Genomic DNA, 19,101 nt, shown 5'->3' with positions numbered 1-19,101 from the left:
CCGTCATTTCAAAGAGGTTGGCGCGGTGTGGAGCCCCTGGGCGCAGCGCGCAGGTATTGCTCAGGCCAGGTGGTGGTGGTGTGCAGCGCCGTGGCGGCATGCAGCGGCCAGTACGGATCACGCAGCAGTTCACGCGCCAGCAAAACAAGATCAGCCTGGCCGGTCCGCACAATATGGTCGGCCTGAGCGGGCTCAACGATCATGCCCACCGCCCCGGTTGCAATATCGGCCTCGCGGCGGATCTGGTCAGCAAAACGGGTCTGGTAACCCGGGCCGACCGGAATGGGCGCCACCGGCACTGAACCGCCGCTGGAGACATCAATCAGATCCGCGCCCGCTTCTTTCAGCCAGCGCGAGATCACCACGCTTTCTTCTGCCGTCCAGCCACCTTCAACCCAGTCGGTTGCGGAAATCCGGACCAGCAGCGGCAGATCATCCGGCAATGCGGCGCGGGTAGCGCGGGTCACCTGCAACAAAAGGCGCGCGCGGTTTTCCAGACTGCCGCCGTATTGGTCGGTACGCTGGTTGGACAGCGGCGACAGGAACTGATGCAGCAGATAGCCATGCGCGGCGTGTACTTCCACCACCTTGTAACCGGCCTTGACTGCGCGGCGCGTGGCCGCAGCAAAGGCATCGATTACCTGATCAATACCGGCCTGATCCAGTGCCACCGGCTGCGGGTATTCCGGTGAAAACGCCACCGCCGACGGCGCCACCACTTGCCAGCCGCCCTCAGCCGGTTTCACCGCGCCATTGCCGCGCCACGGCGAGAACGTTGAGGCCTTGCGCCCGGCATGCGCCAGCTGGATACCCGGCACGCTGCCTTGCTCAGCGATAAACCGGGTGATGCGGGCCAGCGGCTCGATCTGTTCATCGTTCCACAAACCCAGGTCTTCCGGGCTGATGCGGCCTTCGGGCAATACGGCCGTGGCTTCCTGAATAATCAGCCCGGCGCCGCCCACCGCGCGGCTGCCCAGGTGAACCAGATGCCAGTCATTGGCCAGACCGTCGATGGCGGTGTACTCGCACATTGGCGACACGGCAATGCGGTTGGGCAGCGTAATCCCGCGCAGCGGGTAAGGGGCAAACAGATGGCTCATGGTGTCTCCGGCAAGTGGGATTGAGGCAAGCAGTCTATCAATAGACCAATTGGTCTAGTCAAGCGTTTTTCGCGGCGCAGCATGTGTTCAGTGTAGATATTGCACAAGCCCGTATTTATGCCAGGAGCAACTTGCGCCAACGCAAAGGTCGGTTGTCAGGCGACCAGTACATTTTTGATTTTTTGATAATTCAGGAGTGTGACATGCCGCCAGATACCACGACCGCCCTGCCCCTTGTCGATCCTGATTACGATGGCGTGCCTGAATATCTGATCGATGTTTACGACTGGGCCTACGTCAACCCGCGCCAGGTCAAACGGCTGGATCACAACTGGGTGGTCAAAACCCTGTTGTTTGGTAACGATCAACGTCTGATGCGCGCTTACCTGAACGAGATCAAACCGGGCGACAGCGTGTGGCAAGTGGCGCATGTCTACGGCGATCTGGTCACCCGCGCAGCGCAAAAAGTGGGGCCGACCGGGACATTTCACCTGACCGACATCACCCCGGCCCAAGTGCGGCACGGCAACGCCAAATTGTCCGGTTTACCCTGGGCCAGCGTATTCAGGGCCGATGCCGCCAGTTTTGCCAGCCATGCCACCTATGACGTGGTCTGCAGCTTCTTTTTGCTGCATGAAGTGCCGGAATCCAAAAAACACGCCATTGTCGATCACATGCTTGCCCGCGTGCCGCCGGGCGGCAAAGCGGTATTTGTTGACTACCACCGCCCCCGCCCCTGGCACCCGGTGGGCTGGTTGCTGCGTCTGGTGAACGCCTGGCTGGAACCCTTTGCCTTCGCGCTCTGGCACAAAAGCATCCCTGAATACGCCCGCCACAGCGGGGATTTTTGCTGGACCCGCCGCACCTTTTTTGGCGGCGTTTACCAGTGCACCATCGCCACTCGCCCGCACCGCTGATCTGCAATGGATCAATGCGCCGTCATGACATACTGTCGAAACCCCTCGACTCATGGCGGCGCTTGCGTATAATGTGCTTTCGCGTAGTTTGCTGACCTGTCTGTTTTTCTGACCGCAGCCTGTGCAATCGCACATCCGCCCTGCCGAGTGACATCCGCCTGACCGGCAACCGCTCCAGGAACCTGCGGAACTACGCAGAGCGCATCCAGTCTTCGCTGTTCCCACACACGACATTCCTGTATCCGCCACCGGACTGGAGCAGCTATTGCTGCAATGGCCGATACACGCTCTGGAGTTAATTAATGACTTTTTCCGCTTTAGGACTTGCGGACGAACTTGTGCGTGCCGTGACCGAACTTGGTTACACGGACCCAACCCCCATTCAGACACAGGCCATTCCTGCCATTCTTGCTGGCCAGGACGTCATGGCTGGTGCCCAGACCGGCACGGGTAAAACGGCAGGCTTTACGCTGCCTATCCTGCAAAAGCTGCTGGCCAGCCCGATCAAGGTCAAGCGTGGTGAACACGCCCCGATCCGTGCGCTGGTGCTGACCCCGACGCGAGAACTCGCGGCGCAGGTTGAAGAAAGCGTGCAGGAATACGGCAAGTACGCCGGGCAAAAATCCCTGGCCATGTTTGGTGGCGTCAGCATCAATCCGCAGATCAAGGCACTGAAGGGCCGTGTGGACATCCTGGTTTCCACACCAGGCCGTCTGCTTGATCACGCCCAGCAAGGCACCATTGACCTGTCCACGATTGAAATCCTGGTGCTCGATGAAGCCGACCGCATGCTGGACATGGGCTTTATCCACGACATCAAGAAAGTGCTGGCTCTGTTGCCGGCACAGCGGCAGAACCTGTTGTTCTCTGCCACGTATTCGGACGAAATCAAGCAACTGGCCGACAATCTGCTGAACAGCCCGGTGCTGATCGAAGTCGCCAAGCGCAACGCCACCGCCGAAGCCATCGCACAGAAGATCGTCCTGGTTGACCGCGAGAGAAAACGCCACTTGCTGGCGCACCTGATCAAGGAACACAACTGGTTCCAGGTTCTGGTGTTCACGCGTACCAAGCACGGCGCCAACCGCCTGGCCGAGCAACTGACCAAGGAAGAAATTCCGGCGCTGGCCATTCACGGCAACAAGAGCCAGTCTGCCCGCACCCGCGCGCTGACCGAGTTCAAGGCCGGCACGCTGCAAGTGCTGGTGGCGACCGACATCGCCGCCCGTGGTATCGATATTGAAGAATTGCCGCACGTGATCAACTTCGAGTTGCCCATGGTGGCCGAAGACTACGTACACCGCATCGGCCGCACCGGCCGCGCTGGCGCCGAAGGTGAAGCGCTGTCGCTGGTTTGCGTCGACGAAATGCGTCTGTTGTCTGATATCGAAAAACTGATCAAGCGCGCCCTGCCGCGCGAAATCATCACCGGTTTCGAGCCCGACCCCAACGCCAAGCCCGAGCCGATTGAATCGGGCCGTCGTGGTCGTCAGCAACAACAGCAAGGCCGCGGCCGCAATCAGCAACAACCCCGCCGCGAGCGAGCACAACGCGCGCCGGCCGAAGCCGGAGCCGAAGGCGCCGCTGAAGCCAGCACCAACGCCGAAGGCAGCCCTGCCCGCGAAGGTGGCGACAACCGTCGCCGCCAGAACCCGCGCAACAACAACCGCAACAAACCGCGTCAGGAAGGCCAGAGCAACGGTCAGAACGGCGGTCAAGGCGGCGGCCAGCGCGCCGAAGGCCAGCAACGTCGTCAAGGCCAGCAAAACCAAGGCCGCAACGGCGGTGGTCAGCAGCGTGACGGCCAATCGCGCGACGGTCAACCGCGTGGCGAAGGTGGTAATCGGGGTGGTAACGGCCAGCAACAAGGCCGTCGCAACGATCGCCAGCAACAAGGCCAGGCTCAGGGTCGTGGCAGCAACGGTGGCGGCCAGCGCGATGGCAATCGCAGCGGCAACGGCAATGCCAACCGCAACAGCAGCCAAGGCCAGAAAACCGACAAGAACCTGCGCGACGCCATCATGCGTGGCGACGCCCAGCCGATCTCCAACGAGAACACCCCCGTGTCCACCTGGTTTGACCAGCCACGCCGCACCCACGGGCGTCATCGTTAAGCGATCGTTGTCGCTGCACCAACAAAAAACCCGGCTTTGGCCGGGTTTTTTTATGGCCAGGCAAACGCAGATGCTTGCCATGCAGTCGCAGTTGCAGTTGCAGTTGCAGTTGCTTTTCGGGGTTGCTGTTGCTGTTGCTGTTGCCTTTGACGTTGGGCCCCTTTGACTGCGCCGAGCATCGCAGCAAGGCGCGGCGATCAAGGCGAAGCGGTAGGCCAAAGGCCGAACTCGCGAGCCAGCCGCGACTTGCGAGAAGCGCAGGGAACCCGAAGGGCGCAGTCGCCGGGGTCGCCTTTTCTTTGGGTACTTTCTTTTGGCGATCCAAAAGAAAGTACCGTGCTCCGGGCACCCCCGGTATCAAAACACCGCGCCGCAAGGCGCTAACACACCAGCCGTTCAAGGAGCTCCAACTCCGCTCACCATAAGGCCACCTGCGGCGGCCCGACTGGATTCCCGCCTCCGCGGGAATGACGAAGTGGTGAGGTCAGGAGAACATTCTTGCGAACACTTGATCCGCGGGACTGGGTTGGCCGTGGCAGTTGCAGTTGTTTTTCGGGGTTGCTGTTGCCTTTGACGTTGAGCCCCCTTGACTGCGCCGAGCATCGCAGCAAGGCGCGGCGATCAAGGCGAAGCGGTAGGCCGCAGGCCGAACTCGCGAGCCAGCCGCGCCTTGCGAGAAGCGCAGGGAACCCGAAGGGCGCAGTCGCCGGGGTCGCCTTTTCTTTGGTTACTTTCTTTTGGCGAAGCAAAAGAAAGTAACGTGCTCCGGCCACCGCCGGTATCAAAACACCGCGCCGCAGGCGCTAACACACCAGCCGTTCAAGGAACTCCAACTCCAACTCCGCTCACCATAAGACCACCTGCGGCGGCCCGACTGAATTCCCGCCTCCGCGGGAATGACGAAATGGAAAGGTCGGAAGAACATGCTTGCGACCACCCAATGCGCGCGCCGAACCGTTGAAGTTGCCTTTGAAGTTGCATTCGAAGTTGCATTCGAAGTTGCCGTTGAAGCTGCCTCTGAAGCTGCCTCTGAACCACCACAGACGTCACCTCAAAAGCCACCCCCTGAAACCGCAATCACCTCCCCCCTTCCCCCCTCCAATCCCCCACCACCATAACCATTTTGTCCGCCCCCACCCGGCGGTTTCGTCCATCCCCGTGCTGCACTGCACCCAGCCAACCCCAGCGTTCTCGGGCGTTGCGGCGATGCGCCTTGCGCCACCCCGGTGCACAGGTGTCCTGTTTTGTGCATTGATTCAGCAGAAAATTACATTGGTATAAGGATTACCCTGGAGCACGATTTGCCAAGCTTTTGATCATCGAAAGCTGATCCGGCCACGTCGGGCAAAGCCACACCCTTGCCCCAAAAAAGTGCCGGCAAATAACCCACTGAAAATGAAGGAGTTGATGATGAATAAATCGGGCACGCGTGTATTGGCCACGTTGATGGTCGCCGCAGGAGTCATGCTCTGTAGCACGTTCTCTCATGCATCAGACAAACTGGTACTGGGTTTTGCGCAAGTCGGGGCAGAAAGCGAATGGCGCACCGCCAATACCGAATCGATCAAGAGCAGCGCCAAAGAAGCCGGCGTGGATCTGAAGTTCTCTGACGCGCAGCAAAAGCAGGAAAACCAGATCAAGGCCATCCGTTCCTACATTGCCCAGAAGGTCGACGTGATTGCCTTCTCGCCGGTGGTGGAATCCGGTTGGGAACCCGTTTTGCGTGAAGCCAAAGCGGCCAAGATCCCGGTGATTCTGACCGACCGCGCGATCAAGGTGTCGGATGATTCGCTTTACACCGCTTTCATTGGTTCTGATTTCCTGGAAGAAGGCCGTCGTGGTGGCCGCTGGCTGGAAGACCATTACAAGGGCGCGCAAGGCCCGATCAATATTGCCGAACTGCAAGGCACCGTGGGTTCCGCTCCGGCGATCGACCGTCACAATGGTCTGATGGAAGTGATCAAGAACGATGACCGCTTCAAGATTCTGGCCAGCCAGAGCGGCGACTTCACCCGGGCCGGTGGCAAGCAGGTGATGGAAGCCATGCTCAAGTCTTATGGCAAGCAGATCCAGGTGGTGTATTCGCACAATGACGACATGGCCATTGGCGCCATCCAGGCCATTGAAGAAGCAGGTCTGAAGCCGGGCAAGGACATCATCATTGTGTCGTTTGATGCGACCAAGGGCGGCTTCCAGGCCATGATGGCCGGCAAGATGAACGTGTCTGTCGAGTGCAGCCCGCTGCTGGGCCCGCAATTGATGGAAACCGCCAAGCTGGTTGCTGCCGGCAAGCCGGTGCCCAAGCGCATTGTGACCAAAGAGACGGTGTTCCCGATGGAAACCGCCGCGGCAGCCTTCCCGTCGCGCAAGTATTGATCGCGTCGTTCGCACAACGCTGACTGGCAAGGCAACGGGGACGGTGCAAACCGTCCCCGCATGCCTTGTTACCCGCCTGTTCATTCAGGTTTGTGCCACAAGGACTGCACGATGAATGCTGCCGCCTCTGACCTGCCGCACCAGCACACCGGTGAGGCCATCTTGCACATGACCGGGATCGAAAAACGCTTTCCCGGCGTGCATGCCCTCAAACAGGTGGAGTTCCGCCTGTTTCCTGGCGAAATCCATACCCTGATGGGCCAGAACGGCGCGGGGAAATCCACGCTGATCAAAGTGCTCACCGGGGTGCACCCGGCGGACGCTGGCCAGATTGTGTTTGCCGGTAACACGGTCAAGCTGGACTCGCCCGAAGCGGCAGAAGCCGCCGGTATCCGCACCGTTTACCAGGAAGTGAACCTCTGCCCCAACCTGTCGGTGGCAGAGAACATCTATATTGGCCGTTTTGCGCGCAAGGCCGGCCGCATTGACTGGGCCACCATGCACGAGAACGCCCGCGCGCTGCTGGCCACGCTCTCGCTGGATCTGGATGTCACCCGCGCGCTGGACGCCTACCCGATTGCCATCCAGCAAATGGTCGCCATTGCCCGTGCGCTGAGCGTGGATGCCAAAGTGCTGATTCTGGATGAGCCGACATCCAGCCTGGATGAAGATGAAGTCCAGAAACTGTTCACCTTGCTGCGGCAACTGAAAGCGCGCGGCATGGCGATTTTGTTCGTGACGCATTTTCTGGAGCAGACCTACGCGGTCTCTGACCGCATTACCGTGCTGCGCAATGGCGAGCGCGAGGGCGAGTATCTGGCGCGTGATCTGCCGCGGCTGACGTTGATCCACAAGATGGTGGGCCGCGAGATCGACCCCGATCAACTGGGCAAACCGCAGTGGGCCGACAACCAGCCTGGCCAGACTTTTATCAATGCGCAAAGCATCAGCCGGCGCGGCAGCATGCAGGCGCTGGATCTGGATATCCGCGCTGGCGAAGTGCTGGGCCTGGGTGGCTTGCTGGGTTCTGGCCGGACCGAGACCGCGCGCTTGCTGTTTGGCGTGGATAAATGCGAAAGCGGCGCTCTGAATGTCGGCGGGCAGAGCGCCCGGTTTTCTTCCCCGCGTGATGCCATCAAGGCCGGCATTGGCTATTGCCCGGAAGACCGCAAATCTGAAGGCATCATTGCCGACCTCTCGGTGCGCGAGAACATCATTCTGGCGCTGCAGGCCCGCCAGGGGCTGTTTCGCTACCTGCCGCGCAAGCGCCAGGACGCCATCGCCAACGATTACATCCAGCATCTGGGCATCAAAACGCCGCATGCCGAGCAGCCCATTGGTCTTTTGTCTGGTGGCAACCAGCAAAAAGCCTTACTGGCACGCTGGCTGGCAACCGACCCGAAAATGCTGATCCTGGACGAACCCACACGCGGCATCGACATGGCCGCCAAGCTGGAGATCATGGATCAGGTGCTGGCGTTGTGCCGCAAGGGCCTGGCGATTTTGTTCATCTCGTCCGAGATGAGCGAGGTGGTACGCGTCAGCAACCGCATTGCGGTGCTGCGCGATCGCCACAAGGTGGGCGAACTGCCCGCCGGCCAGACCAATGAACACGCGGTCTTTCACATGATTGCCGGAGGCGAACAATGAACACGGCCACGACTGAGGCCACCGGCTGGCACAAGGCACTGGTACGACACCCGCTGTTTTTGCCGGTGCTCACCCTGCTTGTGCTGTTGCTGGTCAACCGTGCGTTCAATGCGCACTTTTTTCATATTGAAAACAAGGACGGCCACCTGTTTGGCAGCCTGATCGACATTCTCAACCGCGCCTCGCCGCTGGCTCTGGTGGCGCTGGGCATGACCCCGGTCATCGCCACACGCGGCGTGGATGTCTCGGTCGGCGCCATTGTGGCCATCAGTGCCGCCACCGCGGCGGTGCTGATTGGCGGGCAGATGCATATTGTGAATGGCGTGGAAGTCTACGTCAGCAATGTGCCGCTGCCGGTGGCCATTGCCGGCGCGCTGGCGGTGGGCCTGCTCTGCGGCTTGTGGAACGGTGCGCTGGTGGCATATGTGGGCATGCAGCCCATCATTGCCACGCTGATCCTGATGGTGGCCGGGCGCGGTATTGCCCAGTTGCTGACGGCCGGGCAGATCATCACCATCTACTACCAGCCGTATTTCTTTCTGGGCGCCGGTTTTCTGGGCGGGTTGCCGTTTGCGCTGTATATCGTCGCAGCGGTGGGTGTGGTGCTGTGGTTCTTTACCCAACGCACCGCACTGGGCCTGTTTGTGACGGCGATCGGCATTAACCCGACCGCTTCTTACTTTGCCGGTATCAAGGCACGCGCCATCATGCTGTGCGTGTATGGTTTTTCCGGGCTGATGGCGGGCGCAGCGGGGTTGATCATCAGCTCTAACGTGAAAAGCGCAGATGGCAACAACGCCGGCCTGTTGATGGAGCTGGACGCCATTCTGGCGGTCACGCTGGGTGGCACCTCGCTGGCCGGAGGCCGGTTCAGCCTGGTGGGGTCGTTGATTGGCGCACTGATCATCCAGACGCTGACCTACACCACGTATTCCATTGGCGTGCCGCCGGAAGCCAATCTGGTGGTGAAAGCCGTGGTGGTGTTCATTGTCTGCGTGGTGCAGTCCGAACCCATGCGCAAGCTGATCATCCGTGACCCGATCCTGCAGGGAGCCAGCCGATGAACAAGCCCTCTCTTTCTACCCGCCTGACCGACCCGCGCACGCTGCCACTGTTGATCACGCTGGGGCTGTTTTTGCTGATGTTCGGTTATGGCTCGGTGGCGTATCGCGGGTTTTTCTCCGCCCAGGTGTTCTGCAACCTGTTCATCGACAACGCCTTTTTGCTGATTGTGGCGATCGGGATGACCTTTGTGGTGATCTCGGGCGGGATTGATCTGTCTGTCGGCGGGCTGGTGGCCGTCACCACCATGATCTCGGCCACGCTGGTGCAATCGCATCACTGGCCGATCTGGGTGGTGACCCCGCTGGTGCTGTTGCTGGGTGCCTTGTTTGGCGCCTTTCAGGGCGTGCTGATCCAGTACTTCCGGCTGCAACCCTTCATTGTCACGCTGGGCGGCTTGTTCCTCACCCGCGGGCTGTGTTTTCTGATCAATATCGAGTCCATCACCATTAGCGATCCGGCCTATACGGCGGTGTCAGAGTTCCGCCTGCATCTGCCGTATGCGGATATCTCGGCCAATGTGCTGATCGCCGCCGTCGTGTTTATCGGCGCCGTGTGGCTGGGGCATTACAGCGAATTCGGCCGGGTGGTGTATGCCATTGGCGGCAGCGAGCGCTCTGCCCTGTTGATGGGCCTGCCCGTGGCGCGCACCAAAGTGCTGGTGTACACGCTCTCCGGCTTTTGCGCGGCGCTGGGCGGGGTCACGTTCACCTTCTACATGCTGTCGGGTTACGGCCTGCATGCCCAAGGGATGGAACTGGACGCCATCGCCGCCACGGTGATCGGCGGCACGCTGCTGACCGGAGGCGTGGGGTATGTGACGGGTACGCTGTTTGGCGTGCTGATCCTGGGCGTGATCCAGACCCTGATCACCTTTGACGGCACACTCAGCTCCTGGTGGACCCGCATTGTCATCGGTGCGCTGCTGTGCGTGTTCTGCGTGTTGCAACGGTTGCTGGACAGCCATGCCAGCAAGCGCCGCACCGGACGGGCCGCTGTCGGCAAGACAGTCGCCCCTGCCGTGGCGGCCGGAGATGCCACGCCGGCAGAACTGGTGGCGCACGGGCAGTGAGGTGTGAGGTGTGAGGTGTGAGGTGTGCAGAGTGTAGGGCGGGGTTTGCCGGGTGCAATTGCCATCTCACGCCGCACCACTTTCACGCGCCCCAGCACTTCGTCATTCCGGACCTCGGCGGCCCCCTTGGCCGGAATCCAGCACGCCCGCCGCAGGTGGGCTTGGCCGGCAAGAACACCAAGGACAGCGCCTGCGGCGCGGTTGTTTTACAGCTGGATTCCTGCCTTCGCAGGAATGACGAGCCGGGGGGGTATGCACGCCTCCCCCTCCTCACTCCTCACTCCTCACTCCTCACTCCTCACTCCTCACTCCTCACTCCCCGCACCTCAATTCGTCAGCAATTTCAGCGACAACACCGTCTCCGCCGTATACGCGGTACCGTCGATATAGTTATCCCCGACAATCCGTTCCAGCGAGATCGAGGGCATGACGATCGGCCGGGAGCCGTCTTTGTTGGGCGCCAATGAGTAATCCACGCCAAAGCGGGTCAGGTGGGATGAGCGCCGGTTCAGGCCGGAGGTCGCGGTCAGATCGCGCGCGGTCAGATAAGAAGCGTGAAACTTCAGCCGCCACAGATAGCCGCCGGGGTAGTAATCCGCCGTCATGCCCACGTAGCCGCCTGTGGCCGTGCCGGGGCTCTGGCCTTGTTCCACGCGCGCCAGATGGTCCACATATACCCCGCCCAGCGGGTAAACAAACCAGGATGAGCCGCCCGGATCATACGGTTTGCCCACCACCAGAAAGTCCGGCAGGATCAGCCGCGTATCAAACGCCAGCCCTTGCGAGAGCGTGTCGTTCTGCGCGTCTTCCTTGACGTTGACGTTGATGGAACTGCCCAGCGCAAAGCCGTCTTTTTTGGCATCAAACAAGGTGCCGGCCGCGCCCAGTTGTGCCCCGCGCGAGTTATACGGGTTGTCGCTGGCGGTATTCATGTTCATCCACAGTGCCGAATACCAGCGCCAGCCCCAGTCTGTCAGCGTATCGGGCAAGAAACGTTTGCCCATGCGCCACGTCAGCCCGGCCTGCACCAGCGAGGACGAATTATCCGAACCGTGGGTAATGGCCAGCACTGCCGGGTTGGTGGCATTGGGGCCGGGGCCGTCACGCAGGGCGAAGTCGTTCCAGAAATGATGCGGTGGCGCAGCGGCGACCGCAGAAGCTGTAGTGGCCGCCGGCCTGGCCACCGCGACAGCCGAGGCCTCGCTGGCGCCTTGCCCTGCCGGTCTGGCGGCGGCAACAGCACTGGCAGGCGCTGGCGCCGGCTGTGTTGCCTGGGCGGCATTGGCAAGGTCGGCGCTGTCTTCAGGCGCGGTTTCCGGGCGTCCGAACAGCTCGTCATAACAAGCAAGGCGGGCCTTGTTGTTAACGATACTCTGGCAAGGGGCAGCCAACGCCGGTGAAATACTCACCGTAAACAACGCGATGGCCGCAGATAACAGCAAAGTCCGCATGGGCAGGGCGGCATTTGCCCACGCTCAGGCTGCGCGGGCAAGCGGGGCCGAAGTATGAACACTGCCCCGATTCTGGCATCAAGCCGCTGCGCTGTTTGTCAGCGGATCACTGACGTGATGTGGGAAAACGGCTCAGGCCGACTCGCGGATCACCAGACGCCCGGGGAATCGCTGCTGGTAAAAGCGCCCGCCCAGCTCAGCCGGATCAAGCTGGATAAAGTGCATGGCGGCCTGGCTGATGCGCTCGATATCCTGGTGCACCGTGGTCAGTTGCGGGTCCATGTATTCGCAGATATCCAGGTTATCGTGCCCGGCCAGCAACATGTCTTTACCCGGATGCCGGCCAAACTTGCGCAGCGCCTTGGCCGCACCGAAGGCCATGCGGTCTGTGGTGCACATGATGCCGCCCGCGCCGGAATCCCGCAGGCCGCCCTGCCCGCACCAGTTCAATAATTGTTCGTAGGCAAACGCTTCAAACTGCCAGGTCGGGGTATCGACCGCGACGGGAATCACTTCTGGCGTCTCGCCCGCCGCTTTCATGGCTGAGACATACCCGGCCAGCCGCTCTGGCCGCGAGGGGTTGGCAATGCGCGGCGTGCCCAGGTAGGCTGGGCGCACATTGCGGCTTAACAGGTAGTTCACCATCAGGCCAATGCTTTGCTGGTTGTCGTTCATGACGAAATGGCAGTTTTCGTCCATGAAACTATCCAGGAAGACAATGCGCATTTCCTTTTGCAGGCTGGCCAGCAAGGCGCGGTTTTCCTGAGATTCGATCGGGGTGAGGATGATGCCGTGCACTTTCATGGCGCGCAGTGCCATCAGCGCGGCAGCTTCACGCCGGGTGTCGTTATTGGAGGCCTGGATGACAATCTGCAACCCCAGCGCCGCGGCTTCGCGCTCCATCAGTTGCAGCACCTTGCCAAAAAACGGCTCGGCAATAAACGGCAGCACCACGCCCACCAGGTTGGAGCGCCCGGTGACGAGACTGACCGCGTGCAGGTCTGGCACATAGTTGAGCGCACGACAGGCGCGTTCGATTTTTTCGCGGGTATCGGGCTTGAGTGTTGCGCTGCCGTTGAAATATTTGCTCACCGTGGTGCGCGATAGCCCGGCCGCGGCGGCAACGTCATTCATGGTCACGACACCGGAAAATCCATCCGGAATGGCAACGTTTTCATTCTCTGCCACGGCAAGCTTCCCTGAGCGAAATTTGTTATTGAATTCAATGTGAACGCGTGTAAATCGCAGTGTACACAGTTTGCGCAAATGCTGCCGTAACGCCCGTCTGAACGACCGTTTGAATTGCCGCAATGCACCATGATGGTGTAATAAAAACACCTTATGCCACTTGTCGGCACATTGTTGGGGCGCTCTCGCATTCAAAAATTTACACGTGTACATTTATTGGCAGCGGGTTATCCAACAAGACACCGCAACAAGCCGCGGCTTTCTCACCGGCAAGCTATTTCTATCAACTGGATCAGGAGTCCGACCATGCGTTTCGCCCAACGAGTTGTTGTAGCCACGTGTGCAGCCGCTTTTGCCCTGCCCGCTTTTGCCGCCAAACCGATCAAGTACATTGGTGTGACTGTCGGTGACCTGGCCAATCCGTTCTTTGTGGCCATTGGCAAGGGTGCAGAAGATGAAGCCAAAAAGCTCTCTGGCGCCAACGTCAAGGTCACCACTGTGTCCAGCAAATACGATCTGAACACCCAGGTGGGCCAGATCGAGAACTTCATTGCCAACAAGGCCGACATGATCATCGTCAACGCGGCTGACCCCAAAGGCATTGCGCCAGTGCTGCAAAAAGCCAAAGCCGCCGGGATTGTCGTACTGGCCGTAGACGTGGGCGCAGAAGGCGCCGATATCACCGTGATGTCTGACAACACCATGGCTGGCACCGAGTCTTGCCGCTTCCTGGCCAAACAACTCAATGGCAAGGGCAATGTGGTGATCGTCAACGGCCCGCCTGTGACCGCCGTGATCGACCGCGTCGCCGGTTGCAAGAAACTGCTGGCCACTTATCCGGGCATCAAGGTGTTGTCGGATAACCAGGACGCCAAGGGCAGCCGCGACGGCGGCATGCAGGTCATGGCTGACCTGTTGACTGCCCACCCGAAAATTGACGGCGTGTTTGCCATTAACGACCCGTCCGCCATTGGCGCTGAACTGGCCATCAAGCAAGCCAGCCGTACCGACGTGAAGCTGATCGCCTCGGTAGACGGCGCGCCGGATGCGCAAGTGGCGCTCAAGGACAAGAACAGCCTGTTTGCCGTTTCCACCGCCCAGAACCCGTACAAGATGGCCGAGACCGCGGTGCAGATGGGCTACGACATGATGAATGGCAAGAAGCCGGCACAAACCACCGTACTGCTGCCCACGCCCCCTATTACCAAAGCCAACGTCGCCACTTATCAAGGCTGGGTCAAGTAAAGGGCGTGTGAGGCTCGAGGCGTAAGGTGTGAGGTGGCAAAACCTGCCACTGCGGGGTTACCCCTCACACCTCTCCCCTCACACCTCACTCCCCCGAAGGGGAAGACATGGGTGAAATCGTTCTTGAAGTAGAGCGCATCAGCAAACGTTTTGGTGCCACGCGCGCGCTGGATAACGTGGCGCTGCAGGTCCGCAGCCACGAAGTCCTCGCCCTGATGGGCGAGAACGGCGCCGGCAAAAGCACGCTGATGAAGGTGCTCTCTGGCGTCTATCAGCCTGATGCGGGCGAAATCCGCCTGCTGGGCAAACCGGTCAAACTGCATGCCCCTGCCGATGCCCGCGCAGTGGGGATCAATCTGATTTATCAGGAACTCGCCGTGGCCCCGCACATGACGGTGGCCCAGAACGTGTTCATGGGCAGCGAGCCGCGCGGGCGTTTTGGCCGGGTTGACCAGGCGGCCATGCGCACGCGCACGAATGAAGTGTTGCAACAACTGGGCGCGCGCTTTGGCGCAGACACGCTGGCCGGATCACTGGGCATTGCCGATCAGCAGCAGGTAGAAATCGCCCGCTCGCTCATCCACAAAAGCCGCGTGCTGATCATGGATGAACCCACCGCCGCGCTGTCTGACCGCGAAACCGAGCGCCTGTTTGCCGTGATCCGCCGCCTGCGTGATGACGGCATTGCCATTGTGTACATCAGCCACCGCATGGCGGAGATGACCGAACTGGCCGACCGCGTGGCCGTCATGCGGGATGGCGGTTATGTGGGCACGCTGATCAAGGCAGAAGCCGCGCCCGAACGCGTGATCCAGATGATGGTCGGGCGCCCGCTGGATGACTTTTACCAGCGCCGCGAACATGTGGAAAAAGGCCCGGTGCGCCTTGAAGTACGCAACATCATCAGCCCCAAGATCAACGATGCGTCGTTCCATGTCTGTGCCGGCGAAGTGCTTGGCCTTGCAGGGCTGGTCGGCGCCGGTCGCACTGAACTGGCGCGGATCATCTTTGGCGCAGACCCCAAGGCCAGCGGCGACATTGTGGTCGATGGCAAGCCTGTCAACATCCGCCAGCCACTGGACGCGATGAAACTGGGCATTGGTTATCTGCCGGAAGACCGCAAGGGTCAGGGACTGTTTTTGCAGTTGTCGGCGCTGGCCAATACCACCATGAGCGTGCTGAACCGCCATTCGCGCGCGGGGCTGTTGAACCACAAGGCGCTGCGCAAACTGACCGAAGACGCCATCAAGCAGTTGTCGGTAAAGGTGCCCGGGCCGGACGGCATCGTGGGCGGTTTGTCTGGCGGCAACCAGCAAAAACTGTTGCTGGCGCGCTGGCTGGCGATCAAACCGCGCGTGCTGATTCTGGATGAACCCACCCGTGGCGTGGACGTCGGCGCCAAGAGCGAGATCTACCGCATCATCAACCAGCTGGCCGCCAGCGGCGTGGCGGTGGTGGTGATCAGCAGCGAGCTGCCGGAAGTGATCGGCATTTGCGATCGCGTGGTGGTCATGCGTGAAGGCCATATCACCGGCGAGGTGTCGGGCGAGGCCATCAACCAGGAAACCATCATGACCTGCGCCACCCTCGCCACCACGCAACCCGCGCTGGCTCTGGCCGCGTAACCGGCTTTGCCGGATTTGCAGCATTCAAGGACATTATCATGGCCAATCAGACACACACCGCCGGCTCTACCCCGCTTGCGCCAACCCCGGCCAGCGGCAGCGGCCAGCACCGCATGACTTTCGGGCAGGTGTTCAATCGCGTCGGCATGTTGCCGGTGCTGATCCTGATGTACATCGCTTTCTACTTTTTGACGCGGTATCTGAGTGATGACGGCACGTCCAACTTCATGACGACCGGCAACACCATGAATATCCTGCGCCAGACCTCCATCAATCTGGTGCTGGCCTGCGGGATGACCTTTGTCATCCTCACCGCCGGCATTGATCTGTCCGTGGGTTCCATCCTGGCGGTGTCGGCCGTACTGGGCATGCTGACTTCCTTGCCCGGCCATATGGCGGCGCTGGCCTTGCCGGTGTTCTTGCTGTCCGGCCTTGCCATGGGCTTGATCAATGGCGTGATGGTGGCCGGCTTCAAGATCAACCCGTTTGTGGTCACGCTGGGCACCATGACCGCGTTGCGCGGCGCAGCCTATCTGTTTGCCGATGGCACCACCGTGCTCAACCGCGATATCCCGTCGTTTGAATGGCTGGGCAACAGCAACTTCCTGGGCGTGCCCTGGCTGATCTGGGTGGCGATCGGCGTGGTGCTGGTCAGCTGGTTCATCCTGCGCCAGACCGTATTGGGGCTGCATATCTACGCGGTCGGCGGCAACCCGCAAGCGGCACGGCTGACCGGGATCAAGGTCGGCGCGGTACTGCTGTTTGTGTATGCCATCAACGGGCTGTTCAGCGGCATTGGCGGCGCCATGAGTGCATCACGTTTGTATGGCGCCAACGGCAACTGGGGCACCGGTTATGAACTGGATGCCATCGCCGCCGTGGTGCTGGGCGGCACCAGCTTGATGGGCGGGGTGGGCTCGATCTGGGGCACGGTGATCGGCGCGCTGATCATTGGTGTGATGAACAATGGGCTGACCATTATCGGGCTCTCCAGCTTCTGGCAATACGTGGCCAAAGGCGTAGTGATTGTGCTGGCCGTCATGCTGGATAAATGGCGCCAGCAACAAGCCACCACCAACTGATCTTCTGACCACGGTACAAGGCGGGCATCATGTCAGCGCACAACCAGAATGTACCAGTGCCCGCCGGTCCCGGAGTTCGTCATGCAGCGTGACGACGCCACCAGTTGCCTGCTGGTCTGGGAACACGGCACTGCGTGCATCGAAAAACCGGGCGCCATGCTGGGGCCGGTGTATTTCCGGCTCTCGGCGCAGCAGGATTTCCAGCCGTTTTATGTTGCACCCTGGCCCGACGATCCGGCCCTGCCCGGCCTGCTGCGCGCCATGCGTGGCGAATGGCCTTGCGTGCCGTTCAGCCGTACCGAAACCCCGCAAGAGATCGCGCCAGGCTGGCGCAAACACCTGCCGGCAGACGCCGCGTATGCCGATATCCACGGCCCTGGCGCCAATCACCCCTGGCAGGTGCTGGAGCGCGACGCGCTGGGTATCACGCTGGGCATTGAATACCCGCGCGACTCGGCCATTGCCCTGCTGCGCCGGGAAATCCGCGCCGATCCGCATGCGCCCGCGCTGGATATCAGCCTGACCATTTACCCGCGCCGCGATACGGTCATGCCGGTGGCGCTGCACCCGACCTTTCGCCTGCCCAGATCCGAAGGCGGCCTGTTGTTGCAACCGGGGGCGTTTGAACAGGCGCTGACGTTCCCGACCGACTTTGAAGCTTCGTCACGCCTGGCGCCCGGTGCCAGCGCGCATCATCTGGCGGCGCTGCCGGGCAAGGATGGCCAGCCGGTGGATTTATCGGCACTGCCGCTGGCCAGCGCGCAGGAAGAACTGCTGCAACTCGTCAACGCGGCGGGCAGGTTTGACCTTGTGTATCGCAAAGAACAAGCACGCGTGCGGCTGACGTGGGATGCCGCCGCCCTGCCCGACGTGGTGCTCTGGATCAGCAATGGCGGTCGGCCGCAGGCGCCCTGGCTGGGCCGCAATTTTGCGCTGGGCGTGGAACCCGTCAATGGCGTGTTCGAACTGGGCGGCGTATTGCAGCCGCCGCCTGATCATCCGCTGGCCCGGCGTGGCCTGGTGTTGCAGGCTGGCGTGGCACGCACAATTCACTACCGGATTTCTGTAGAAAATACGGCCGCCGCCCCTTGCTGAGGAGGGTTTGATGTGGGTCTTGCACAACCCCTGATCCACTTGCCAGTAGACGAAGCAGCCGAAGTAACGCAATCTATCTGGTATCAACCGCTTTTGCTGCACTGCAATGCCTCAGATTCGCGCCAATAAAATCGCTATCGAGTACGAAACATTCGGCCAACCCGATCGGCCCGCCGTATTGCTGATCATGGGGCTGGGTATGCAATTGCTCGGCTGGCCCGAGGATTTCTGCCAGGCTCTGGCCAACCAGGGCTATTACGTGATCCGCTTTGACAACCGTGACATCGGCCTGTCATCGCACATGGATTGCTGCGGCAAACCCAATCTGATGTGGGCAGCCATGAAGCACAAGCTCGGGTTGCCGCTCAAGCCGCCGTATTCACTGGCCGACATGGCTGACGACGCCATCGGCCTGATGGATGTACTGGGGCTGCCGCGTGCCCACGTAGTGGGTGCATCCATGGGTGGCATGATTGCGCAGATTGTGGCGTCCAAAGCGCCGGATCGCGTCATCAGCCTGACCAGCATCATGAGCAGTTCCGGCGCGCCAGGTTTGCCTGGCCCCAATGCCGCCGCGCAAGCGGCCTTGCTCAAACGCGCCGCGCCCTCCCTCTACCGGCCGCAGCACCGCGAGGCGCTGATCGACTTTCTGCACCAGAACTGGCAAGTGCTGCACAGCCCGGGTTTTCCCACGCCAGAGATCGTCCAGCGCGAGCGTATCCGCCGCAGCCTTGACCGTGCCATTTACCCGCAAGGGGTGGTGCGCCAGTTGATGGCAGTGGTGGCCGGGCCGGATCGCAGCGCCTTGCTGGGCAAGCTCACGGTGCCGTCGTATGTCATTCACGGTACGGATGATCCGCTGATTCCGCTGGCCTGCGGCCAGGATACCGCCAGCAAGATTCCTGGCGCGCGCTTTGAAGAAGTCCCCGGCATGGCGCATGACCTGGCGCCCGGCGTCTGCGCACTGCTGCTTGATCGCCTGCCCCCGCATTTTGAAGCTGCTGCGGCCGTGCAACGCGCTGAAGAAGACGCGCTGAGCGACACCACCGCCAGCGTCTGAGCCCTTTTTTCCGATTTGTCTGACAGGTAAGGGACAGGCTGGCGAGACACTCTCGTCAGCCCTG

Annotated in this window: 14 protein-coding genes; 11 read left to right on the top strand and 3 right to left on the bottom strand. The window is 61.0% G+C overall.

Features of this window, described 5'->3' with window-relative positions; genetic code table 11:
- Positions 1-8 precede the first annotated feature (8 nt).
- Positions 9-1,100 (bottom strand): NADH:flavin oxidoreductase/NADH oxidase, encoded by a 1,092-nt coding sequence (locus IEX57_RS01145; protein WP_188701453.1) that lies wholly within the window; start codon positions 1,098-1,100, stop codon positions 9-11.
- A 203-nt stretch (positions 1,101-1,303) separates the two neighbouring features.
- Here IEX57_RS01145 and rquA point away from each other — a divergent pair, with 203 nt between their 5' ends.
- The 6 genes from rquA (at position 1,304) to yjfF (ending at position 10,291) form a co-directional block, all read left to right on the top strand.
- Complete coding sequence (gene rquA / locus IEX57_RS01140; RefSeq protein WP_188701451.1) at positions 1,304-2,017, top strand: rhodoquinone biosynthesis methyltransferase RquA; 714 nt, start codon at positions 1,304-1,306, stop codon at positions 2,015-2,017.
- Between the two features lie 302 nt (positions 2,018-2,319).
- Positions 2,320-4,131, top strand: coding sequence for a DEAD/DEAH box helicase (locus tag IEX57_RS01135; protein ID WP_188701449.1), 1,812 nt, complete (start codon positions 2,320-2,322; stop codon positions 4,129-4,131).
- A 1,464-nt stretch (positions 4,132-5,595) separates the two neighbouring features.
- Positions 5,596-6,507: an ABC transporter substrate-binding protein gene (locus IEX57_RS01130; RefSeq protein WP_229708583.1), complete on the top strand. Its 912-nt coding sequence runs from the start codon at positions 5,596-5,598 to the stop codon at positions 6,505-6,507.
- Between the two features lie 111 nt (positions 6,508-6,618).
- Complete coding sequence (locus tag IEX57_RS01125) at positions 6,619-8,157, top strand: sugar ABC transporter ATP-binding protein (protein WP_229708581.1); 1,539 nt, start codon at positions 6,619-6,621, stop codon at positions 8,155-8,157.
- The gene (locus IEX57_RS01120) at positions 8,154-9,221 is read left to right on the top strand and encodes an ABC transporter permease (RefSeq protein ID WP_188701447.1); all 1,068 of its coding nucleotides are present in this window, start codon (positions 8,154-8,156) and stop codon (positions 9,219-9,221) included. The genes IEX57_RS01125 and IEX57_RS01120 overlap by 4 nt, the downstream gene beginning before the upstream one ends.
- The gene (gene yjfF, locus IEX57_RS01115; RefSeq protein ID WP_188701445.1) at positions 9,218-10,291 is read left to right on the top strand and encodes a galactofuranose ABC transporter, permease protein YjfF; all 1,074 of its coding nucleotides are present in this window, start codon (positions 9,218-9,220) and stop codon (positions 10,289-10,291) included. Before IEX57_RS01120 ends, yjfF begins: the two co-directional genes overlap by 4 nt.
- A gap of 326 nt (positions 10,292-10,617) precedes the next feature.
- Here the strand turns inward: yjfF and IEX57_RS01110 are convergent, their stop codons facing one another.
- Entirely contained in the window at positions 10,618-11,742 is a 1,125-nt protein-coding gene (locus IEX57_RS01110; RefSeq protein ID WP_188701443.1) for a hypothetical protein, read from the bottom strand.
- A 132-nt stretch (positions 11,743-11,874) separates the two neighbouring features.
- A complete protein-coding gene (locus IEX57_RS01105) occupies positions 11,875-12,930 on the bottom strand; it encodes a LacI family DNA-binding transcriptional regulator (RefSeq protein ID WP_188701441.1) in 1,056 nt (351 codons plus the stop codon).
- Positions 12,931-13,236: 306 nt separating this feature from the next.
- On the opposite strand from IEX57_RS01105, the gene IEX57_RS01100 reads away from it, so the two are divergent.
- The 5 genes from IEX57_RS01100 to IEX57_RS01080 all read left to right on the top strand — a co-directional run bounded on the left by IEX57_RS01100 (position 13,237) and on the right by IEX57_RS01080 (position 19,037).
- Positions 13,237-14,175, top strand: a complete 939-nt coding sequence (locus IEX57_RS01100) for an ABC transporter substrate-binding protein (protein ID WP_188701439.1) — start codon at positions 13,237-13,239, stop codon at positions 14,173-14,175.
- A 107-nt stretch (positions 14,176-14,282) separates the two neighbouring features.
- The gene (locus tag IEX57_RS01095) at positions 14,283-15,800 is read left to right on the top strand and encodes a sugar ABC transporter ATP-binding protein (protein WP_188701437.1); all 1,518 of its coding nucleotides are present in this window, start codon (positions 14,283-14,285) and stop codon (positions 15,798-15,800) included.
- A 38-nt stretch (positions 15,801-15,838) separates the two neighbouring features.
- Complete coding sequence (locus IEX57_RS01090; RefSeq protein WP_229708578.1) at positions 15,839-16,882, top strand: ABC transporter permease subunit; 1,044 nt, start codon at positions 15,839-15,841, stop codon at positions 16,880-16,882.
- 81 nt (positions 16,883-16,963) lie between these two features.
- Positions 16,964-17,977 carry an aldose epimerase family protein gene (locus IEX57_RS01085; protein WP_188701436.1) on the top strand — a complete coding sequence of 338 codons (1,014 nt, stop codon included), beginning with the start codon at positions 16,964-16,966 and terminating at the stop codon, positions 17,975-17,977.
- 106 nt (positions 17,978-18,083) lie between these two features.
- Positions 18,084-19,037 carry an alpha/beta fold hydrolase gene (locus IEX57_RS01080; RefSeq protein WP_188701433.1) on the top strand — a complete coding sequence of 318 codons (954 nt, stop codon included), beginning with the start codon at positions 18,084-18,086 and terminating at the stop codon, positions 19,035-19,037.
- Positions 19,038-19,101: the final 64 nt, after the last annotated feature.

Origin of the sequence: Silvimonas iriomotensis, assembly GCF_014645535.1 — a bacterium.
Taxonomy (GTDB): domain Bacteria; phylum Pseudomonadota; class Gammaproteobacteria; order Burkholderiales; family Chitinibacteraceae; genus Silvimonas; species Silvimonas iriomotensis.
The sequence above is the reverse complement of the archived record's forward strand: the minus strand, read 5'-3'. Positions and strand labels throughout refer to the sequence as shown.

What these genes read in the sequence shown, in the direction of transcription:
- IEX57_RS01145 (WP_188701453.1), bottom strand. Translation starts at nt 1,100, where the DNA reads ATGAGCCATCTGTTTGCCCCTTACCCGCTGCGCGGGATTACGCTGCCC.
- rquA (WP_188701451.1), top strand. Translation starts at nt 1,304, where the DNA reads ATGCCGCCAGATACCACGACCGCCCTGCCCCTTGTCGATCCTGATTAC.
- IEX57_RS01135 (WP_188701449.1), top strand. Translation starts at nt 2,320, where the DNA reads ATGACTTTTTCCGCTTTAGGACTTGCGGACGAACTTGTGCGTGCCGTG.
- IEX57_RS01130 (WP_229708583.1), top strand. Translation starts at nt 5,596, where the DNA reads ATGCTCTGTAGCACGTTCTCTCATGCATCAGACAAACTGGTACTGGGT.
- IEX57_RS01125 (WP_229708581.1), top strand. Translation starts at nt 6,619, where the DNA reads ATGAATGCTGCCGCCTCTGACCTGCCGCACCAGCACACCGGTGAGGCC.
- IEX57_RS01120 (WP_188701447.1), top strand. Translation starts at nt 8,154, where the DNA reads ATGAACACGGCCACGACTGAGGCCACCGGCTGGCACAAGGCACTGGTA.
- yjfF (WP_188701445.1), top strand. Translation starts at nt 9,218, where the DNA reads ATGAACAAGCCCTCTCTTTCTACCCGCCTGACCGACCCGCGCACGCTG.
- IEX57_RS01110 (WP_188701443.1), bottom strand. Translation starts at nt 11,742, where the DNA reads ATGCGGACTTTGCTGTTATCTGCGGCCATCGCGTTGTTTACGGTGAGT.
- IEX57_RS01100 (WP_188701439.1), top strand. Translation starts at nt 13,237, where the DNA reads ATGCGTTTCGCCCAACGAGTTGTTGTAGCCACGTGTGCAGCCGCTTTT.
- IEX57_RS01095 (WP_188701437.1), top strand. Translation starts at nt 14,283, where the DNA reads ATGGGTGAAATCGTTCTTGAAGTAGAGCGCATCAGCAAACGTTTTGGT.
- IEX57_RS01090 (WP_229708578.1), top strand. Translation starts at nt 15,839, where the DNA reads ATGGCCAATCAGACACACACCGCCGGCTCTACCCCGCTTGCGCCAACC.
- IEX57_RS01085 (WP_188701436.1), top strand. Translation starts at nt 16,964, where the DNA reads ATGCAGCGTGACGACGCCACCAGTTGCCTGCTGGTCTGGGAACACGGC.
- IEX57_RS01080 (WP_188701433.1), top strand. Translation starts at nt 18,084, where the DNA reads ATGCCTCAGATTCGCGCCAATAAAATCGCTATCGAGTACGAAACATTC.